Origin of the sequence: Euzebya pacifica (assembly GCF_003344865.1) — a bacterium.
Lineage (GTDB): Bacteria > Actinomycetota > Nitriliruptoria > Euzebyales > Euzebyaceae > Euzebya > Euzebya pacifica.
On record NZ_CP031165.1, the window covers coordinates 3808874 to 3828696 of the forward strand.

At 70.7% G+C, this 19823-nt stretch carries 19 protein-coding genes; all 19 read right to left on the reverse strand.

Features of this window, described 5'->3' with window-relative positions; all coding sequences use genetic code 11:
- Positions 1-120: 120 nt before the first annotated feature.
- Complete coding sequence (locus DVS28_RS16325) at positions 121-765, reverse strand: regulatory protein RecX (RefSeq protein WP_114592403.1); 645 nt, start codon at positions 763-765, stop codon at positions 121-123.
- Positions 762-1814: a recombinase RecA gene (gene recA, locus DVS28_RS16330; protein ID WP_114592404.1), complete on the reverse strand. Its 1053-nt coding sequence runs from the start codon at positions 1812-1814 to the stop codon at positions 762-764. Before recA ends, DVS28_RS16325 begins: the two co-directional genes overlap by 4 nt.
- Positions 1815-2041: 227 nt before the next feature.
- Positions 2042-2479 carry a hypothetical protein gene (locus DVS28_RS16335; protein ID WP_114592405.1) on the reverse strand — a complete coding sequence of 146 codons (438 nt, stop codon included), beginning with the start codon at positions 2477-2479 and terminating at the stop codon, positions 2042-2044.
- A 177-nt stretch (positions 2480-2656) separates the two neighbouring features.
- Positions 2657-3214: an RNA 2',3'-cyclic phosphodiesterase gene (gene thpR / locus DVS28_RS16340; protein ID WP_114592406.1), complete on the reverse strand. Its 558-nt coding sequence runs from the start codon at positions 3212-3214 to the stop codon at positions 2657-2659.
- Positions 3214-4467: a CinA family nicotinamide mononucleotide deamidase-related protein gene (locus DVS28_RS16345; RefSeq protein ID WP_164710643.1), complete on the reverse strand. Its 1254-nt coding sequence runs from the start codon at positions 4465-4467 to the stop codon at positions 3214-3216. Before DVS28_RS16345 ends, thpR begins: the two co-directional genes overlap by 1 nt.
- Positions 4468-4469: 2 nt before the next feature.
- Positions 4470-5105 (reverse strand): CDP-diacylglycerol--glycerol-3-phosphate 3-phosphatidyltransferase, encoded by a 636-nt coding sequence (gene pgsA, locus DVS28_RS16350; RefSeq protein WP_114592408.1) that lies wholly within the window; start codon positions 5103-5105, stop codon positions 4470-4472.
- Between the two features lie 11 nt (positions 5106-5116).
- On the reverse strand, positions 5117-6517 hold the full coding sequence (gene rimO, locus DVS28_RS16355) for a 30S ribosomal protein S12 methylthiotransferase RimO (protein ID WP_164710644.1): 1401 nt from the start codon (positions 6515-6517) through the stop codon (positions 5117-5119).
- 8 nt (positions 6518-6525) lie between these two features.
- Entirely contained in the window at positions 6526-7353 is an 828-nt protein-coding gene (locus DVS28_RS16360; protein ID WP_164710645.1) for a helix-turn-helix domain-containing protein, read from the reverse strand.
- Positions 7354-7782: 429 nt separating this feature from the next.
- Entirely contained in the window at positions 7783-8739 is a 957-nt protein-coding gene (locus DVS28_RS16365) for a glutaminase (RefSeq protein WP_114592411.1), read from the reverse strand.
- A gap of 85 nt (positions 8740-8824) precedes the next feature.
- Complete coding sequence (locus DVS28_RS30260; RefSeq protein ID WP_216826089.1) at positions 8825-10126, reverse strand: ABC transporter ATP-binding protein; 1302 nt, start codon at positions 10124-10126, stop codon at positions 8825-8827.
- A gap of 52 nt (positions 10127-10178) precedes the next feature.
- A complete protein-coding gene (locus DVS28_RS16375; protein ID WP_114592412.1) occupies positions 10179-11015 on the reverse strand; it encodes a universal stress protein in 837 nt (278 codons plus the stop codon).
- Positions 11016-11699, reverse strand: a complete 684-nt coding sequence (locus DVS28_RS16380; RefSeq protein ID WP_114592413.1) for a hypothetical protein — start codon at positions 11697-11699, stop codon at positions 11016-11018.
- Positions 11692-12942, reverse strand: a complete 1251-nt coding sequence (locus tag DVS28_RS28510; RefSeq protein WP_164710646.1) for an MlaD family protein — start codon at positions 12940-12942, stop codon at positions 11692-11694. The genes DVS28_RS16380 and DVS28_RS28510 overlap by 8 nt, the downstream gene beginning before the upstream one ends.
- Positions 12939-13946 (reverse strand): MCE family protein, encoded by a 1008-nt coding sequence (locus DVS28_RS16390; RefSeq protein ID WP_114592414.1) that lies wholly within the window; start codon positions 13944-13946, stop codon positions 12939-12941. Before DVS28_RS16390 ends, DVS28_RS28510 begins: the two co-directional genes overlap by 4 nt.
- Entirely contained in the window at positions 13943-15304 is a 1362-nt protein-coding gene (locus tag DVS28_RS16395) for an MCE family protein (RefSeq protein ID WP_114592415.1), read from the reverse strand. Before DVS28_RS16395 ends, DVS28_RS16390 begins: the two co-directional genes overlap by 4 nt.
- Positions 15301-16557: an MCE family protein gene (locus DVS28_RS16400; protein WP_114592416.1), complete on the reverse strand. Its 1257-nt coding sequence runs from the start codon at positions 16555-16557 to the stop codon at positions 15301-15303. Before DVS28_RS16400 ends, DVS28_RS16395 begins: the two co-directional genes overlap by 4 nt.
- The gene (locus DVS28_RS16405; RefSeq protein WP_164710647.1) at positions 16557-17777 is read right to left on the reverse strand and encodes an MCE family protein; all 1221 of its coding nucleotides are present in this window, start codon (positions 17775-17777) and stop codon (positions 16557-16559) included. Before DVS28_RS16405 ends, DVS28_RS16400 begins: the two co-directional genes overlap by 1 nt.
- Positions 17774-18985 carry an MlaD family protein gene (locus tag DVS28_RS16410; RefSeq protein ID WP_114592418.1) on the reverse strand — a complete coding sequence of 404 codons (1212 nt, stop codon included), beginning with the start codon at positions 18983-18985 and terminating at the stop codon, positions 17774-17776. Before DVS28_RS16410 ends, DVS28_RS16405 begins: the two co-directional genes overlap by 4 nt.
- Complete coding sequence (locus tag DVS28_RS16415) at positions 18985-19818, reverse strand: MlaE family ABC transporter permease (protein ID WP_114592419.1); 834 nt, start codon at positions 19816-19818, stop codon at positions 18985-18987. The genes DVS28_RS16410 and DVS28_RS16415 overlap by 1 nt, the downstream gene beginning before the upstream one ends.
- Between the last annotated feature and the right edge of the window lie 5 nt (positions 19819-19823).

The window sequence follows — 19823 nt, forward strand, 5'->3', positions numbered from 1 at the left end:
GTGTAGTCCGTCAGGACGTGCAGTCCGTCAACAACAGGATCAATTCCCAGTCCTCCTAGGGCCTCGGACCCCGTCGTTCACCCGGCGGGGTCCGCGGTTCGTGCGGGTACTGAACCCCGCTCAGTCCCAGTCGCGATCGAGGGCGGTGGCTTCCCGTGCGGCCTGATGGGCGGTGCCGGAGTCGAACCCACGCCGGACGAGCATGCCCACGAGCCGCTGGGCCACCCGGGCGGGCGGCAGGTCCGCCGGCATTCGCTGGGCCCGCTGGCGCGCGAGCTCGAGCGCCTGGGCCGTCTCGTCGACCTCGTCGAGCTGGGACAGCGCGGCGTCGATGACGGGTTCGGGCACCTTGCGCTTGGCGAGCTCGCGGTGCAGCCGTCGGCGACCGTAGCCCCGCTTGACCCCCCGGTCACCCACCCAGGCGCGGGCGAACCCCTCGTCGTCGAGCATCCGCATCGCGATGGCACGGGCAACCGCCACGTCCACGACGGCGTCGTCGTACTCGCGGGCGACCAGCTTGTCGCGCGCCTCGGCGACGGTCAGCGGGCGACGCGACGCGCTGCGGGTCAGGTAGGCCATGGCCTTGGACAGCGCCGCCGGGTCGACATCGTCCGGCACGCCAGCCGGGTCATCATCCAGACCCTTCCGGGCAGCGCCGGGTTCGCCCGGTTCCGCGCCCACCTCGGCGTTCGCCACCTCGGCGGGGCGAGCCCCCGCCGCGTCCATCGCAGCACGGAGGCGGGCGATCACCTCCGGATCGCTCACGCGTCGAGGGCCAGCGCCCCGTCGACCTCGATGCTGTCGTCACCGGTGACGTCGGTCGGCACGAGGCCCAGCATCTCGATGGTGCGCTTGTAGATCTCGTCCGCGACGTCGCCGTGTTCCTTGAGGAAGCTGCGCGCGTTCTCGCGGCCCTGGCCGAGCTGTTCGCCGTCGTAGGTGTACCAGGCACCGGCCTTGCGGATGATCCCGTGCTCGACCCCCATGTCGATCAGCGAGCCCTCCTTGGAGATGCCCTCGCCGAACATGATGTCGAACTCGGCCTTGCGGAAGGGCGGGGCCAGCTTGTTCTTGACGACCTTGACGCGAACCCGGTTCCCGACGAAGTCCTGGCCGTCCTTAAGCGACTCGATGCGACGGATGTCCAACCGCACGGAGGAGTAGAACTTCAGGGCCCGACCACCGGGGGTGGTCTCGGGCGAGCCGAACATCACGCCGATCTTCTCGCGCAGCTGGTTGATGAAGATGCAGCAGGTGCGGGACTTGTTGAGGTGGCCGGCGAGCTTGCGCAGCGCCTGGCTCATCAGGCGGGCCTGCAGGCCGACGTGGGAGTCGCCCATCTCGCCCTCGATCTCGGCGCGGGGCGTCAGGGCCGCCACGGAGTCGACGACGAGCAGGTCGACGGCCCCCGATCGGACCAGCGTGTCGGTGATCTCCAGCGCCTGCTCGCCGGTGTCGGGCTGGGAGACCAGCAGGGCGTCGACGTCGACGCCGAGGGCACGGGCGTACGTGGGGTCCAGCGCGTGCTCGGCGTCGATGAAGGCGGCGATCCCACCGGCCTTCTGGGCCTCGGCGATGGCGTGCAGTGCCACCGTCGTCTTGCCGCTGGACTCGGGTCCGTAGATCTCGCAGACACGTCCACGGGGGAACCCGCCCACCCCGAGGGCGACGTCCAGGCCGATCGCACCGGTGGGGATCGTGGCGACCTTCTGCTGGGCACCTTCGTCCATGCGCATGATCGCGCCCTTGCCGAACTGCTTCTCGATCGAGCCGAGCGCCAGCTCGAGCGCCTTCTCGCGGTCGGTCTTGGCCATGGTGTCCTCCTGCCGGCCCCGCGGCCGGTATGGGTCTGTGTGGGGTCTGTCTGATCGACGTTACGTCGGGGGTGTGACATCGAGGCCGGCTGATCCGACGGGTCTGTGGACAACCGCGTCGCCCTCCACGGTATCGAACAATCGTTCGAGTGCCAAGCACATCAGCACCAAGCAGGTCGGCACGACGTACGTCGGCACCTCGCAGTCCGCCCGCGTGGCGAGACGGCTCACCAGCGGACCGGCGTCCGGTCGTTCGCAGCGTTCACCAGGTCGACGGCGTAGTTGGCGTTGTCGCGCATGGCGTCCTCGGTCCGGCGTCGCAGCGAGTGGCCGGCTTCCTCGACGCCCCGGAAGGCATCGTGGTCGCGCAGTCCCGGTGGGACGCGGCTGATCAGCGGCAGCACTTCGCGGCAGACCTTCCACGACAGCGCGCGCAGCCGCTGCACGGCTTGCCAGCGTTCGGCATCGGGCAGGTCGCTGTTGCGCATCGCGCGGTCCGCGTCCCGCTGGGTGCGGATGACCGCCTGCTCGCACCATTCCAGCTGCTGCTGCAGCGCGATCAGCTGCGCGCGTCGACCCACCGGCAGCGTCGCCGCCCCGAATCGACGATGGGTCGTGTCCTCGGTCAGGTCGATCGTGACCGCGTTCCCCTTGGCATCGTGCATCCTCTGCCCCTGCCTTCCGTGTCACCCGATCGCATCCCCACGACCGGTCGGTAATCACATACCCGTGATTCCCGGTGACCGAAGCGTACGCCCGAGGTGTGACATCCACCCGTGACCCTCCCCTGTCCCCATGTCCGTCCCGTCAGCGGAGCGCTGGGGAACGGCCACGCCACCCGTTCAGGTGAGCGGGATGTTCGCGAGCTCCGTGTACTGCGCCCCGGTGGCGGTGCGGTCGCTGCGCAGGACCTCGACGCGGTCTGCCGTCCACGACAACGACGGCCCTTCGTAGGCCGCGGCGACCGTCCGGGCCAGCCCAGCAGGGTCCGGTGTCGACCGGCGCGGGACCCGGCACAGGGTCAGGTGGCCGCGGAACGGACGGGTCCGGTCCGGCGGCGCGCCTGCAGCCGCACAGGCGTCACGCACCCGCTCGGCCAGGTCGCCGAGCGACGGTGACGCCACGGCAAGCCAGACGATCCCTCGGCTCCCGGGAGCGGTGTCGGCGGTCACGGGCAGGCCGAGCTGCAGCGGCGAGACGTCCGCCAGCGCCACCGCCACCGTGGCGCACACCGCGGTCGCCACGTCGTCGTCGATCTCGCCGAGGAAGGCCAGGGTCAGGTGCCAGCCCAGCGGATCGGTCCAGCGCAACTCGGGCCAACGGTTCCGCAGGCCGTCGGTGGCTGGCTGGATCATCGTCGCGGCCGCCGCGGGGACGGGCAGCGCGACGAAGGTGCGCATCAGGCGTCCCGCAGGACCGTGTGCAGCACCGAGAGCGCCCCCGACGCCCCGAAGGACTGGATGTCCACACGTGACCGGCCGGGCATCCGCATCTCCTTGGTGACGGCCGGTCGGCCGTCGACGACAACGGCCACGCGGACGGTGCCGACGGGGGCATCGTCGACCGGGTCGGGGCCGGCCACCCCGACGATGCCGAGGCCGACGTCGGCGCCGCAGCGATCGGCGGCCGCACGGGCCAGCGCCTCTGCGGTCGTTCCCTCGACCGGTCCCGTCCTCTGCAGGCCGGAGGGGTCGAGGCCGGCGAGCATCGTCTTGACCTCTGTTGCGTAGGTGATGAGTCCTCCGCGGAACCACCCGGAGGCACCGGGGACCGTGACCAGGCGCGCCCCCACTCCCCCTCCCGTGATGGACTCGGCGACGGCGAGCGTCCAGCCGTGCGCCAGCAGCAGGCGGCCGATGGCGTGCTCGACCCCCTCCTCGTCCAGGCCCGTGACCCCTCGACCCAGCAGCGACACGACCTCCTCGACGATCGGGTCGATCATGGTCAGGGCGGTCGGCCGGTCCGTGGCCGTTGCCGTCACCTTGACCCGTGTCTCGCCCCGCGACGCCAGGAACGCGATCGTCGGGCCGCCGTCGCGCTCGACCCGGGAGACCAGCTCGGCCAGCGTGTCGGCGATGCCGCTCTCGCTGAGCCCGGAGGTCCGCACGGTGCGGGTGACGGTCGTGGCCAGGCCGCCCCGCTCGACGAGCATCGCGACCACGTCCTGCTCGAACATGACCCGCATCTCGCTCGGGACACCCGGCATGCAGACGACGAGGCCGTCACCCACCTCGAGGGCCAGGCCCGGCGCCGATCCGACCCGCGTCAGCCACCGCCCGCCCTCGGGGATGTCGGCCTGCTGGGCGTTGGAGGGCGACATCTGCCGGTTGCGTGACGCGAAGTACGCCTCGATCTCGGCCAGGGTCGCATGGTCCCGCACGAGCGGCACGCCGGCGACGCGGGCCAGGGCGACGCGGGTCAGGTCGTCCTGTGTCGGACCGAGCCCCCCAGTGGTCAGCACCACGTCCGCACGTGCCAGCGCCTCCTCCATGGCGGTGGCCATGTCGTCGATCCCGTCGCCGACGGAGGTGTGGCGCACGACGGTCACGCCGAGCTCGACGAGCCGGCGGGACAACCACGTGGAGTTGGTGTCGGTGTTGTCGCCGAGCAGCAGCTCGGCCCCGATGGCGATGATCTCCGCTGATGTCCCCACGGTCAGGATCCTCCGGTTGCGGCGGCGACGGCCTCCTGGCGGAGCCGCTGGACGCGGGCGAGGTACTCCAGCCCGCTGCCCACGGTGGCCGCGACGGCCACCAGCAGGGCCACGAACGCCACGTCGGCAACGCCCGGATACAGGTACAGGGTCACGGCGATGACCTGGGTGACGGTCTTGACCTTGCCCCAGACGCTGGCGGGCATCACCACGTCGTGGTCGCGCAGCAACGACCCGCGCTGCCAGGTGACGAAGACCTCGCGGGCGATGATCACCAGGACCGCCCACCACGGCAGCTCGCCGAGCGCCGCGAGGATGGCCAACGAGCCGATGATCAGCAGCTTGTCGGCCAACGGATCGGCCAGCTGTCCCCAGCGGGTCACGCCGACCAGCCGGCGGGCGACCCACCCGTCGATGGAGTCGGTCAGCGCCGCGAAGACGAAGATGCCGAACGCCCACCACCTGGTGACCGTGCCGGCGTCACCGGTGCTGCGCGCCAGCAGCACGCCGATGACGGGCACGAGCAGGACGCGCAGGAAGGTGAAGGCGTTGGCCAGGTTGAGGGGGGAGGGTTCCGCCGTCGCCGCCGTGGCGCCGCCCCTGGGGTCGTCGCCGTCGGAGTGGTCGGTGTCGGCCACGTGTGCGTCCGCTACGCCGGCCGGGCGATGAGGTCGACGCCGTCGCTGGCGACGATGGTGACCGGTGCCATCCGGCCGATCGGCGTCTGGACGCCCTCGGCCCGGATCTCGCCGTCGGTCTCGGGGGCCTCGCGGTAGCTGCGGCCGATGGCGGTGTCGCCCTCGTGGGACTCCACCAGCATTTCCAGCGTGCGACCGACGAAGGCGTCGGTGCGTTCCTGGGCAACGGCCTCGATCACCTCGGTGACGGCGTCCGCGCGAGCACGGGCCTCGTCGGTGGGGACCTGGTCGTCCATGGTCGCGGCGGGGGTGCCGTCCTCGGGTGAGTAGGTGAACACACCCGACCAGTCGATACCGGCGTCGCCGACGAAGTCCATCAGCGTCTCGACGTCGGCCTCGGTCTCGCCGGGGAAGCCGGTGATGAAGGAGGAGCGGAACACCGCGTCGGGGTCACGCCGCCGGATCCCCTCCATCAGCCGCAGGAAGCGCTCGGGCGATCCGGAGCGGGCCATGCGGGTCAGCACCGGCTCGGAGGCGTGCTGCAGGGACAGGTCGTAGTAGGGCACGACGGTGTCGGAGGCGGCCATGGCGTCGAGGAGCTCGGGGATGATCTCGGCCGGCTGCAGGTACATCAGGCGAACCATCTCCAGCCCCTCGACCCGGCCGAACATCTCCACGAGGTCGACCTGGCCGTGGCGGCCGTGGTCGAGGTCCTTCCCCCATGACGTGGTGTTCTCGCTGACGCAGACGAGCTCACGCACGCCGGTGGAGGCCAGCCAGCGCACCTCCGCCTCCAGCTCCTCCAGCGGCCGGGACACGAAGCGTCCACGGAAGGAGGGGATGGAGCAGAAGGTGCACACGCGGTCGCAGCCGCCGGCGATCTTGAGGTACGCCCACGGCCCCTTGGGCACGGTCCGGACGGGGAAGGAGACGTTGGGTGGCGCGTCGGGCCCGGCGGGACCGGCGCCGAGCACCGGCAGTCCACGGCGGCCCGTGGAGGCTGGCGCAATCGTGGCGGGGGCAACGGCGGGTGAGCCGTCGATGGCCCGGCCGACGATGTCGGCGAGCTGGGTGTACTGGCCGAACCCCACGACCGCGGCGGCCTCCGGTACGGCCTCGGCGAGCTCGTCGCCGTAGCGCTCGGCCATGCAACCCATGACGACGACCGGACGGTCGCCGTCCACGGCGTCGAGGACGGTCTCGATGGACTCCTCGCGGGCCGGGCCGATGAACGTGCAGGTGTTGACGATGACGCAGTCCGCGCCGTCGGGATCGTCGACGATGTCGAAGCCGCCGGTGCCGAGCAGGCCGCCGACGTTGTCGGAGTCCACCTCGTTGCGGCCGCAGCCCAGCGTGACGATCGCCACACGACGACGGTCGGGGGCGGGAGGGGTGAGGGTGGAGTCGGTCACGATGGGGCTCAGATCACGCGAACTTGGCAGGCCTGCTCGCCGATGGCGCAGGACACCTCGACAGCTTGTCCGGGTCCGCCGAGGCCGACCAATGGTAGGCCGTTGACGGTGATGTCGACGGCGGCGGCGTCGCTGACCCTGAACACCACGGCGGAGTCGCCGGTCAGGGTGCGCGAGTCGCCGACGTCGAGCTGGGCGTTGCTGACCGGCGGTTGGCCCTGCACGACGTTCAGCCGGACGGGCTGCAGGACGGAGACCTCGATGACCAGCTCGGTCAACGCCGGGCCGTCGAGCTGCGCCGGCGTGGAGGCGTCCACCAGCGGGTCGGCGGGGGTGTTGGCCAACGCCTGGCCGTCGTCCTCGGTCGGAGCCTCGTCGGGGACCTCGGCGACCTCCGCGGGCGAGGGGCCGGGCGCGTTGGGGTCCTCACTCGCCTCGGACTCGGCCTCGCCACCACCCCGGAAGGAGAAGAACGCGATGACGAGGAGGGCGACCAGGCCAACCGCCCCGAGGATGGCGGGGTTGAACGGCAGCCGGGGCCGGCCGTCGGGCGGGAGGATGTCGTCGATGCTGGAGCCGGGGAAGGCCGAGACCTCCTCGAGGGTGTCGTGGTTGGCCCGGTACGCCTCGACCAGCGCCTCGGCGTCGAGGTCGAGGTAGCGCCCGTACAGGCGGATGAACCCACGGGCGTACACGTCCCCGCCGAGCACGGCGAAGTCGTCCTCCTCGATCGCGGCGAGGTAGGACTCACGAACACGCGTCTCTGCGGCAGCGTCGGCCAGGGAACGTCCCTGCCGCCGACGCTCTGCCCGCAGCGTCTCTCCGATTCCGGCCATGCGGGTCGAGGGTAGCGGTGGGACGGCCACACGAACCCTCCCCCAACGGGCCATGTGGGCGGGGTGGTTGGTCCTCGCGTTGTTTGTTGGTCCTCGCTTCGCTCGTCTGGTCCTCGGGCTCTGACCCGACGAATCACTCCCTCGATTCTCGGCCCTCGCTCCGCATCGGGCACTGCGAGCCTCGCTCGCGTTTCGCCGGCGCCCTGCGGCGGTGCGTTGGCACCTCGGCAGGCCCCGCACACGACCGTGTGTGCGTTGCCCCGCTCAAGGTGCTGTTGATCGCACCCACCCTCGACCGTCGTGTGACATGAACGCCCCGAGGAGACGGGCATGTCGCACGAACCCTCACCCCGGGTGCGGTCGACCACCCTCAGAGACGCCCAACGCACACGCCACCCCTACCACCGCCCCCCCCACACCAACCCCAACTCAAAACACGCTCAGGCCCGTCTCCGTGACCAGGTGTTCGAGGGCGGCGCGGCCCTTGACGGAGTTGCCGGTGGCGTCCAGGCCCGGGGACCAGGCGCAGGCGGTCAGGTGGTGGGGGACGATGCCGACCACTCCCCCGCCGACGCCGGACTTGCAGGGGATGCCCACGCGGAAGGCGAACTCGCCGGCGGCGTCGTAGGTGCCGCAGGTGAGCATCAGGGCGTTGACGCGGCGGGCCTGGCTGACCTCCAGCACCCGCTCGCCCGACGCCGGGTCGACGCCGTCATTGGCCAGGTAGCCGAGGGCGCGGGCCAGCTGGTCGCTGGTCATCGCCAGGGAGCACTGGGCGAAGTAGACGTCCAGTACGTCCTGCGGGTCGTGGGTGATGTTGCCGAAGCCCTTCATGAGGTGGGCGAGGGAACGGTTGCGGTAGCCCGTCTCGGCCTCGCTGAGCGCCACCTCGCCGTCGACGACGATCTTGGACCCGGCGAGCTTGCTGACCATCGTGACCAGCTCGTGCAGCGGGTCCTCCAGGCAGGTCAGCAGCAGGTCGGCCACGACGATCGCCCCGGCGTTGATGAAGGGGTTCCGCGGGATCCCCTCCTCGTGCTCGAGTTGCACGAGGGAGTTGAACGGGTCACCGGAGGGTTCGCGGCCGATCCGCGCCCACAGGTCGCCCTCGAACCGCTGCAGCGCCAGCGTCAGGGTGAAGACCTTGGAGATCGACTGGATCGAGAACGTCGTGTCGTGGTCGCCGACGTGCACCGGCTCGCTGTGCAGCGGATTGACGGACAGGGCGAACCGTTCGGCGGGCACCCGGGCGAGCGCCGGGATGTAGTCGGCCACCCGACCCTGACCGGTCAGGCCGGACACCTCTTCGGCGATCCGGGGAAGGATCGTGTCGAGCTGCCCCACACCGGGGGCAGCCTCGTGTCTGTCCAGGGAGATCTCGGCCATGGCCTACAGCCTTGCGTTGACGCTCGACGTCCGCAGCCGTCCGGCTGCGGCGGCCTGACGCACCCGGTCCCGGGGACCCCGCGTGCTAGTGGTCCGACCCCGGCAGGGCCGCGTCGTCGCGCATGTCCTCCAGGGAGAACTGGTCGGCCGACTCGTCGTACTTGGCGGTGACGTCGCCGGAGTCCTTCTCCTCGCTCATCCCGATCGGGCCCATCGTGGAGCCGCGCAGGAACTGCCGGACCACGGCCATGTCGGAGTTGAGCAGCCGTTCCTTCGGGCCGGCCAGCATCAGCTGCCGGCGGTACAGCAACGCGAGGTTGTCGCTGACGTTCTTCGCCGTCGGGATGTGGTGGGTCACGATCACGAACGTCGAGTCGAGCTTCTCCTTGAGGTCCAGGATGAGCTCGTTGAGGAACGCCGTGCGGACGGGGTCGAGGCCCGAGTCCGGCTCGTCGAACAGCAGGATCTCGGGGTCCAGGACCAGCCCACGGGCCAGCCCGGCACGCTTGCGCATGCCACCGGAGATCTCACCGGGAAACAGCTTGGCGGCATCCGACAGGCCGACGATCTCGAGGTTGTACTCGACGATCTCCCTGATCTCCTTCTCGTTCTTGCGCGTGTGCTCGCGCAGCGGGAAGGCGACGTTGTCGTAGATCGTCATCGAGCCGAACAGGGCACCGTCCTGGAACAGCACGCCGTACTTCTTGCGCACCTCCAGCAGCGGCCGGTTGCGCAGGGTCGGCACGTTCTTGTCGTCGACCCACAGCTGGCCCTCGGTGGGGCGGAGCAGGCCGATCAGGTGGCGCAGCAGCACCGACTTGCCGGTACCCGACGGTCCGAGGACGACGGTGACCTTGCCCTTGGGGATGTCGAAGGTCAGGTCCTCCCAGATGACCCGGGAGCCGAACGCCTTGGTGAGGTGGCGGATCCGGATCTTCGGCTCGGGCTGGGTCGGGTCGAGCACCCATTCGCGCCGGTCGGCGCCGTCGGGGCACGGTGCCCACCCGTCGGGCAGCTCGAAGCCCTCGGGGGGCGTGACCGGGTTGCCGTACTCGTCCAGCTCGAGCTGCCCACCGAACCCGGTGGGGATCGGCTCGTGCAGCACCGCGACGGAGCTCGGCTGCGGCTGGTGGCCGTACTGCGGGGACGGATCCTGCTGGGGCTGGGAGGACACGGGGAAGGGTGGCGGCTGGGGCGCGGGCGGTGCCGGGGCCGGCGGCGCGGTGGACCCGGGACGCACCGAGGCGGAGCCCGACGGATGCAGGTCGTACTCGATGGTCGACCCTGCACCCACGCCCGAGGGACCGCTGGCCGGCGGACCGGGCACGACAGGAGGCGGCACGGCGGACGCCGCACGCGGCGGCTTCGGCAGCTCGTGGTCGGTCATCGGTGGCCTCGCTTCTGGATCGATCCTTGGGCGGCGGGGGGCGTCGCGGTGATCACGTCGTCTTGACGATCAGCAGGTCCGCCCCGACGTGGTGCGACACCTTGTTGGGGACGCTGCCCAGCAGAAACCTGCGGGCCCCGGTCATGCCGCGGTTGCCGAGCACCAGCAGATCGTAGTCGGCAGCCCGCTCCACCAGCACCGCGGCGGCGTCGCCGTCGTGCTGCTCGGTCTCCACGGGCACGCCTGCCGCCTCGACCCGCGCGGAGGCCTCGGCCAGCACGTCGGTGGCCCACCCGGACCGACCGACGGTCAGCACGGTCACGCCTGCACCGAGGGCGGACGCCACCGCGATGCCGCGGTCCAGCGCCTTGGTCGCCGTCTTCGAGCCGTCCGTGCCGATGAGGACACGGCGCGGGGCATCGTCCTCGCGCTCCCGACCGGTGCGGACGACCATGACGTCGCCCACGGCGTGGTGGGTGATCTTGTTGGGGACGTTGCCGAGCAGGAACAGACCGGTGGCGCCGAGTCCCTGCCCACCGATCACGAGCAGCGCGTTGCCACGGGTCTCGGTGAACTCCAGCAGCGCATCGGCGGGGTCGCCCTGCGGGGTTGCGACGTCGATGTCGAGGTCGGGGAAGGCCTTGAGGGCGATCGACACGCCGTCGCGGGCGGTCTCCTGCGCACCGATGTAGCCGAACGCCCCGATGTTGTCGGGCAGCTCGGCCTGCACCGACCGGGGACCGAGCTCTTCGGGCCGCACCCGCATGTAGGCGGTGGCGACGATCATCGGGATCTGCAGGCCGGCGGCAACGGTGGCGGCCCGGCGAACCGCACGGCCGGCGGTCACCGACCCGTCGGTGCCGACGATCACGGAGCTGTACACGGACATCTAGCCCTCCTCGGGCGTGGGGTCGCCAGGATCGCCCGCTGCGTCCTGGTCGATCGGGGTGATGGTCGAGGGGCCGAGGACGGCGACGTCGCTGGCCAGCCACTCCCCCTCGACGAGGGTGAGCTCGATCTCCATGCGCAGCTCGTCGGAGACCTGCTGGGGCTGCAGCGCCGAGGTGTAGGTCTGGCGCATCACCGCGAACACCGTCGCGGTCTCGTCACGGACGTCCTGCACGAACGCGCTCAGCACGGTGCCGACTGACTGGACCTGCGCGTCGGCCAGGCCCTGTCTGATGGTCGGGTCGAACCGCTCGGCGACCTCCTGCGCGTAGTCGCCGGTGGACAGGCTCTGGGTGTCGCTGACCCAGTCGTCGATGTCGCTGCCCTCGAAGGTCGTGACCCGCAGCGCGACCAGCTCGCCGGCCTCGCGGACGTCCTCGCGCACGGCGGCCTCGCGACGAAGGTCCTGGGCCCCGAGGAAGAACACGGCGGCGAGCACGAGGCCCAGCACACCGACGGCGACGCCGATGCGGGCGCGCCACAGGAGGCTGCGCACCGGCACGGCGATGCTGTCGGAAGGGCCGCCGGTCGGCCACACCGACGCAGCGGGCGAGTCCGGACCCGGACCACCCTCAACGGGGCCGTCGTCGTCGACGTCACGTGGCACGGTGGTGCGATCAGCCACCCGCGCCCACCTCCGAGCCGCCGGGGGCTGTCGGCACCGCGGGCACCGTCAGGTCGGGAAGGCGCAGCAGGCGCGACAGGCCTGCCGACGTCGACACGCGCGCCTCGGGGTTGCCGCGATCGTTCGCGGGCCGCACGACCTCGCCCTCGGGCACGGCCAGCTGGTGGTTCAGCTGGAACGCCGAGGTGGCGCCGGGCCCGAAGACGGACTCGCAGGCCCCACCGGGGAGGGTGTCGGGGATCGGTCGCCGCGGTTCGTAGCGTTCGGCGATCGGGGTCGTCTCGGCCAGGAAGTGCACGCGCAGCCACGGCTCGCCCTGCGCGCTGGTGGGACCGATGGTCCGGAACGCGTCGAAGAAGTAGGCCTGCTGGCGGATGGTCTCGCCGAGGTTCTCCAGGTTGGGTGCGTCGCTGACGTACTCGTTGAGGTTGGCCAGGTCGCGGATGGAGCAGGCCAGGTTGGCGTCGCCCCGCTCCAGGACCGACGTGGTCAGCGCCAGCGTCGGCGGGACCGTGTCGAGCAGGCCATCGACGTCGGCCCGGATCTCGCCGATCAGCTGTGCGCTGTCGGCGAAGTCGGTCATCAGGTCGGCCAGGACGTCCCGGTTCTCCGCGAGGGAGGCGTTGACGATGCGGCTCGCAGCGAACAGCCGGTCGTACTCCGCGCCGTTGTCGGCCACGGACTCCGACAGGGCCGCGGAGTCGGTCATGATCGACTGCAGGTCCGCCGACCGCCCACGAACGGTGTCGGCGAGCTCGCTGATCAGCACGGCGGCCTGGTCGTTGTCGACGTTGCCGAACACGCGGTTGGCGACCTCGAGCAGGTCCTCGGGCTTCGTCGGCAGGACGATGGAGAGCGGCACGATGACGTCGCCCTCCTCGTAGTACTGCGTGGTCGCGGACTCGGCCACGCGGGGGCGGAAGTCGACGGCCTGCTCGCCCACGGCGGACTGGCGCAGCACGACGAGGTCGACGTCCTCGGGGATCCTGGCGTCCTGGTCGATCTCCAGCTCCAGCCGCACGCCGTCCTCGTGCAGGTCGGCGTCGGCGATGCTGCCGATCCCGACACCCCGGTAGGTGACCTGCTTGTTCTCCGTCAGACCACCGGCCTCGGGCAGGTCGACGTAGACGGGGTAGCCCTGCCCGAACACCGCACCGGCGACGAGCTGGGTGAGGGCGTACAGGGCCAGCACCGAGGAGGCCAGCACCACGGTGACCAGGTTGATGAATGTCCGCTTCTTCACTGGTCGTAGTCCACCTGTGTCGGACGGGGGGTCGGGATCTCGCGGCCCTGCGGTGGGGTCCTGCAGGCACGGACCGGGTCGCCGGGCTCGTCGTTGACGCCGCAGACGATGAAGTCGAGCACGACCTGCGCGTGTTCGTTGTTGACGCCGCGGATCGTGGAGAAGTTGTGCTGCGCCAGGTTGACGAACAGCCGGTCGAGCGCGGTGAGGGTCGACTCGCGGGTCAGCTCCTCGGTGATCCCGTCGAGGCGGAACACGAAGTCGTCGATCCGCTGCTGGTGGGTCACCATGATGTCGGTGCCGGTCTCGGCCAGGTCCTGGAGGTTGACCAGCGTGTCGACGAGGTTGTCGTCCTCCTCCGCCAGCACCCGGGTGAACTGCTGGATCTCCTCCAGCGCCCGGCCGTGCATCTCCGCCTGGGGGCCGACGGTGTCGAGGAACTGGTCCAGTCCCTCGAGCAACCGGACGAGGTCGGCGGAGTTGGCGTTGTAGGTCGTCGAGACGGCGTTGAGGTCGTCGATGATCTCGCCGAGGGTGGCGCCGCGGCCGTCGAGGCCCTCGGCACCGGATCGGATCGCGCCGGCCAGCGTGTCGGTGCTGACCGCGATGAGCAGGTCGGTGGAGGTCTGGATGACCTCCTCCAGCTCCGGCACGACCTCGGTGTCCTCGACCTCGTTGCCGGAGATCCATTCGCCACCCTCGCCGACGGGGACGAGGTCGATGAAGCGCTCGCCGAGGACGGAGGTCTTGCGCAGCCGGGCACGGAGGCGACCGGGCAGGGCGACCTCGGGGTCGATCTCCATCGTGACCATCGCCTGCAGCTCGCTGTCGAGCTCGATGTCGGCGACCGTGCCGATCGGCACGTCGGCCAGCCGGACCGAGGCGTTGGTCGTCAGGTCGGCGACGTCGTCGAAGGTGGCAAGCACGACGGTCGCGTCGTCGCTGGAGCACCCGGCGAGCAGGAGGGACAGCGACACGACCACGGCGGTCAACCAGCGCGTCATCGGTCCCCCTCCTCGTCGTCGCGGTCACCGAACAGGCCGAGGTCGGGCAGCAGGCCGCCGCCGTCACCGCCGCCTGCTTCGGGAACGGGGACCGAGCCCCGTCCGGTCAGCCGCGAGTCGGGCTGTGGCAACGGGACAGGAGGCGCCGGTTCGGGCAGCGGGGCCGCGAGCGCCTCGGCCTGCCGCGCGGCCACGTCGTCGGCGATGGCGGTGCGGGCCTCCAGCGGGAGGGACGCCAGGGCCAGGCCCAGCGCCTCGGTCAGGCTGGTGCCGCCGCCCTCGGAGGGGACGCACAGGCCGGGGACGCACAGGTCGGGGATCCCGGCGAGCACGTCCTCCACGATGCTGCAGTCGGCCAGGTCCAGCCGCAGGCAGAGCCCGACGATGCGGTCCTCGAGCCGGTCAGTCGCGGCGTCGGCAAGGTAGCCGGCCTCGTTGTCCAGCGGCAGCCGGGCGTTCTCCCACTCGATGACGCGACCGGCCGTCTCGAACAGGGTGCGGCTGCCGAGCAGCGCGTCGCCGATGCGTTCGAGGTTGCGGTCGACGGTCGACAGGGTCGTGGCGAGCGTGTCGAGGTCGCGGACGAGTGGGTCGCCGTGTTCGATGACGATCGGCTGCAGCTCACCGACCGCGCGCTGCAGCTCGTTGAGCGCCCCGATGAGCAGGTCGCGGTCCTCCTGCAGGTTGCGCAGCACCGTGGAGGTGTTGCGCAGGGTCGACCCGATGCGTTCCTCCCGCGTGGCGAGCGTTTCGTTGAGGTCGGCCAGGTCGCGCACGACCTGGTTCAGGTCAACGGAGCTGTCCGACAGCACGCGAACGGTGTCGGCCCCGGAGGCGATGAGGTCGTTGAGGCCCTGGCCGTTGCCGTCGAGGGTGTCGGCCAGCACGTCGATCAGGTCGGCGAGTGCGTCGCCGTCGAGTGCGGCGAGGAACTCCTCGAAGGACCGCAGGACCTCGTCGACCTCCGCCGGGATGCCGGTGCGTTCCATCGGCACGTGGGCGCCGGTCTCGAGGGTCGGCCCCTCGATGTAGGGCGGGTCGAGGGCGGCGAACCGCTCACCGAGCAGCGACTGGGGCGTCAGGCGCACGTTGACGTCGGCCGGGTAGTCACGGGTCCCGTCGAGCGTCAGCTCGATGTCGACCACGTCGCCCTTGGGCTCGATGGCGGAGACCTCGCCGACGGGGACGCCGAGGACCCGGACCTCCGACCCGACGAACAGGTTGGCGGTCCGCAGCACGGTGGCGGTCACGACGATGTCCTCTGGCGTGTCGTCGCTGCCGGTCAACGACGTACAGGCCGAGGCGATGACTGCCATCACGAGGAGGGCGGCTGCGAGGACGAGGCGGGAGCGGGTCACTGCGAGGCCCCTTCCAGCATGTGCATCAGCGAACGGGGGCCGACGTCGATGCCGAGCTCCTGGGGTGCACGGACGATCACGGCGCCACCGCCGCCGATCAGGTCGGGGAGGATCGGGATCAGCGCGCCGCTGTCCTCACCCTCCGGTGGCGGCGGGTCCTGGGTGTCGGGGGTCCCGGTGACACCCTGCTCCTCGCAGGTCCGCGGGTCGGGCCCGAGGATCGCGTCGAGCTGCTGGTCGATCAGGCCGCCACAGCCGACGAGCACGTCGACGCCGACGGGGCCGGCGGAGGTGACGAACACGTGCCCCCAGTCCACCGGCTGGTCGCCGGCGAAGCCGATGGAGGCGTAGCCGTTGAGGGCGTCGCCGGAGTAGGCCAGTCCCTCGGCGAGGTCGACCTGGTGGCGACGGACGATCTCGAGGTCCAGGTGCAGCTCGTCGAGCACGGCGTCGAGGTCCCCGCGGACACGCGCGAGGAAGTCGGCGGTGACCGCGCCGGTGGTCTGTGTCTCCCGCAGGAGGGCCTGCAGGTCGGCGCGGCGTGTCGCGATGTTGCCGAGCGCCAGGTCGAGGTCGTCGATGATGCCGACGAGCTCGTCGTCGCGGGACTCCAGCGTCTGGCTGAGCGTCGACAGGTTGCGCAGCAGCAGCCGGATCTGCTGCTCCTGGGAGTTGACCAGCTCGGTCAGGTCGGTCCCGGAGTCCACCAGGCGCGACACCTCGTCGCGCTGGTCGCGGGTGACGTCGGCAACGGCCACCAGCAGCGTGTTCAGGGCGTCGGAGTCGATCTCGGTCAGCAGGTCCTCGGCGCTCTCCGCCAGCTGCGGGACGTCGATGGTCACCCGCGTGTTCTCGATGGTGATGCGATCGCCGTCCTGCAGCAGCGGGCCCTGGAAGGCGGCGTCGCTGATACCGGTGTCGAGGTCGATGGCCTTCTTGCCAACGAGGGTCCGCACGGTGATGGAGGCGCGGGTGCCCTCGGGCAGCTCGACCCCGCCGTCCATCTGCACGATGGCCTCGACGTGGTCCTCGACGATGTCGACCTCGAGGACACGGCCGGCCTGGATGCCGGCGACGATGGCGATGTCACCGGCGGCGAGGCCGTTGGCGTCGGCGAACTCCATCGTCAGCTTGTAGCCCCCGGTGAGGTCCTCGCGGGTGACGCCGAGGGAGACGAACAGCGCGCCGACGATCAGCGCGGCGGTGATGATGCCGATGATGACCGGGCTGCGTTCGATGAACTGCTTGCCCATCAGCGACCCTCCTCCACCGTCGTCACGTTCGCGGCTGCGACGTCCTGGGCGGCCAGCAGCGGCATGCCGGTGACCACCTCGATGGCGTCGAGCCGTTCGGGGGCGTAGGACAGCTCGGGCGGTGCACCCGGGCCGCTGGCACTGCCGGAGGTCGGAACCGTCCCGGCGCTGGAGTGCTGGGCGCTGTTGGGGATCGAGCAGGCCGTGCCGCTCTCGGTGATGCAGGTCACGACCTGGCCGCCGGCCTGGACCTGCACGGCCACGGCCCGAACGTTGAACCACTGGCCCGAACGGCTGGACAGCATGTAGGAGGCGAAGCCCTGGCGCAGCGATGCCAGGGAGTCCTCCAGCTCACCTCGCTGCTCACCGATCCGCTCGGTCACCTGTTCGAGGTTGTCCAGGGAAGACACCAGCCCGTCGTCGTTGGCGGCGATCAAGCGGCCGAGCTCGGCCTGCACGCGGGTCAGGTCGACCGCGGCGTCCAGGAGCTCGCCGTTGCGGTTGGCCAGGGTGCTGGAGACCAGTCGCAGCTGGTCGATGAAGCCCACCAGCTCGGCCTCTCGCGTGTTGAACTCGCCGAGCAGCAGGTTGGCGTTGGCGATGACCGCGCGGATCTCCGGCTCCTGCGAGGACACGGTGTCGGCGAGGTCGGACAGGTTGACGACGAGGTTCTGGATGTCGTCCTCACGGCCGATCAGCGTGTCGTTGAGCGCCTGGGTCAGCTTGTTCTGGCTGACGGGGTCGATGGCCTCCAGGAGCGGCGTGATCTGGTCGACGAAGGCCGCGAGGTCGGCGACGGCCACCGACCGGCTGATATCGATGCGCTCGCCCTCGGGCAACGGCACGCCGCCGGGCGCCGGGTAGAGGTAGAGGAACCGCTGGCCGATGACGTTGCGCCACCGGGCACCGACGCCCCAGGTCGTGGTCGGCTCGATGTCGTCGGCCACCTCGAACTCCACGACCGCGAGGCCCTGCTCGAGCCGGATGCTGTTGACGCGTCCGACGTCCACGCCGGCCACGCGCACGTCGTCGCCGACGAGCAGGCCCGCGGCTTCCTCCAGCTCCGCCTCGAAGACCTTGGCGTCGTCGAGGAACGGCAGGACCGTCGGGATGATGCGGTCCAGGGCGATGTTGCCGGAGATCGAGGTCACCCATCCGGCCGCGATCGTGCACACGATCGCGAACAGGACGAACTTGGTTCCGGGCAGGCGGTCGGTCACTGGCCGCCTCCGAGGAGCAGGTCGAGGTCGCCGAGGACCTGCGTGAACACATCGGTGATGGCCCCGTCGCCGACCGGCCCCTGCGGGGCGGCCACGACCACGTCGGGGATGTCGAGCACCGGCAGCGACGGCGGGGCGGACCCATCGCCGCCGTCGGCGGGCGGGGCGGTGCCGCTGCAGATCGGCAGGACGGCCGCGAGCTCCGGCGGGACACCGGCGCACAGCTCGGCGCTCACGGGCTCCTGCAGGATGATCTGGAAGCCGGCCGCGAAGCCGCTCCAGCCCGGGTCGGTCTGCCCGCCGTTGCCGATGATGTCGGTGTAGTCGTTGAGGCCCTCGACCATGTCAGCCAGCTCGGGACGGTAGGCGAACAGGACACGGGTGACGTTGTCGCCCTCGACCATCAACCGGTCGAGGTCGCCACGGGTCAGCTCCAGCACGATGTCGAGCTGGTCGGAGAAGGCGTTCAGCTCGGCGAGCATGAACCGCAGCCGGTCCTGGTTGGCGGTGATGGTGTCCAGCGCACCGCCGTCGATGGTGCTGGCGATGCGATTGAACTCGTCGCCAACGGGGCCGAGCGCCTCGGCCACGAGCGACAGGTCGCGCAGGGTCGGCACCTGGTCGTCGAGGCTGCGGGACAACACGTTGGTCGCGCGGGCGCCCTGGTCGATGGCGCGGGCGATGGAGTCCTCCTGCCCCACGAAGGCGCCCAGTCCGTCGTTCACGACGACAGCCAGGTCCTCCGGGTCGATGGCCCCCAACAGCCCGTCGAGGTCCTGCAGGACGTCCTGCACCTCCACGACCGCGTTGACGTCGGTGACACGTCCTTCGTCGGGGATGAACGCCGCGGCCAGCTCGCGCGGCCCGTCGAAGCGGACCTCGAGCTGCTTCTCACCGAACAGCGTCTTGCCGACGATGGCGAACTGCGCGTCCTCGGGGATGCGGTACTCCGGCTCGAGGACCAGCTCGACCTCGGCCTGCAGGTCCTCGGTCAACTCGATGGCGCCGACCTTGCCGATGAGGACTCCGCGGGCGACGACATCGGAGCCGTTGACCAGCCCCTGACCGGTCTCCCCCATCACGACGGTGAAGCGGTAGTCCTCGGCGAACGCTCCCTGGGCAGCACGGGTCCCGAACCACCCGACGGTGCCGACACCGACGATGATCAGCAGGCCCAGGAACGCCCGGACGGCAGTGGATCGACCCATCAGGCGATCCGCACCGTGTTGCCGCCGCCGTAGAAGATGACCGAGAGCAGCAGGTTCAGCAGGACGACACCGACCAGGGAGACCCGGATGGCGTTGCCGACCGCGATGCCCACACCGGCCGGGCCACCCGAGGCGTTGTAGCCGTAGTAGCAGTGCACGAGGACCACGAAGATCGTGAAGACCACGGCCTTGGTCAGGCTGTACAGCACGTCGATGGTGGGCAGGAACAGGTCGAAGTACTGCTCGTAGGCGCCCGACGAGACCGTGTAGTACTGCGTCACGATGAGCTCCGACGCCGAGTACGACATGAACAGCGCCAGGAGGTACAGCGGGATCGCGAGGATCAGCGCCGCCCAGATCCGTGTCGAGACGAGGTAGATGAGGGAGGGCACGCTCATGACCTCCAGGGCGTCGATCTCCTCGGAGATCCGCATGGCCCCGATCTCGGCGGTGAAGCCGGCCCCGATCTGTGCGGCGAGCGCGACGCCGGCGATCAGGGGGGTGATCTCACGGGTGTTGGCGAAGGAGGCGACCAGTCCGACGTAGGCTTCCGCGCCGATCTGGTCGAGGGCGACGTAGCCCTCCAGGCCGACCGCCGTGCCGGTGAAGAACGCAAGGGCACCGATCACGAAGAACATGCCGCCGCCCAGCACCAGCGCGCCGGCACCGATGGCGACGTCTGTGATCAGGGTGAGGATGACGCCGCCGTACTTGAACGCGCGCGGCATGCCGCGCAGGGCCTCGCCGTAGAAGGCGAACTGGTCGTAGACGTTCTCGAACGGGCCGCCGAGACGGCGGCCGAAGCGGGACAGCGGTGCGGGGATTGCGCTCATGCGGG

Coding starts and splice junctions, on each gene's coding strand:
- recA (WP_114592404.1), bottom strand. CDS start 1,814: ATGGCCAAGACCGACCGCGAGAAGGCGCTCGAGCTGGCGCTCGGCTCG.
- DVS28_RS16335 (WP_114592405.1), bottom strand. CDS start 2,479: ATGCACGATGCCAAGGGGAACGCGGTCACGATCGACCTGACCGAGGAC.
- thpR (WP_114592406.1), bottom strand. CDS start 3,214: ATGCGCACCTTCGTCGCGCTGCCCGTCCCCGCGGCGGCCGCGACGATG.
- DVS28_RS16360 (WP_164710645.1), bottom strand. CDS start 7,353: ATGGCCGGAATCGGAGAGACGCTGCGGGCAGAGCGTCGGCGGCAGGGA.
- DVS28_RS16365 (WP_114592411.1), bottom strand. CDS start 8,739: ATGGCCGAGATCTCCCTGGACAGACACGAGGCTGCCCCCGGTGTGGGG.
- DVS28_RS30260 (WP_216826089.1), bottom strand. CDS start 10,126: ATGACCGACCACGAGCTGCCGAAGCCGCCGCGTGCGGCGTCCGCCGTG.
- DVS28_RS16375 (WP_114592412.1), bottom strand. CDS start 11,015: ATGTCCGTGTACAGCTCCGTGATCGTCGGCACCGACGGGTCGGTGACC.
- DVS28_RS16390 (WP_114592414.1), bottom strand. CDS start 13,946: ATGACGCGCTGGTTGACCGCCGTGGTCGTGTCGCTGTCCCTCCTGCTC.
- DVS28_RS16400 (WP_114592416.1), bottom strand. CDS start 16,557: ATGGGCAAGCAGTTCATCGAACGCAGCCCGGTCATCATCGGCATCATC.
- DVS28_RS16410 (WP_114592418.1), bottom strand. CDS start 18,985: ATGGGTCGATCCACTGCCGTCCGGGCGTTCCTGGGCCTGCTGATCATC.
- DVS28_RS16415 (WP_114592419.1), bottom strand. CDS start 19,818: ATGAGCGCAATCCCCGCACCGCTGTCCCGCTTCGGCCGCCGTCTCGGC.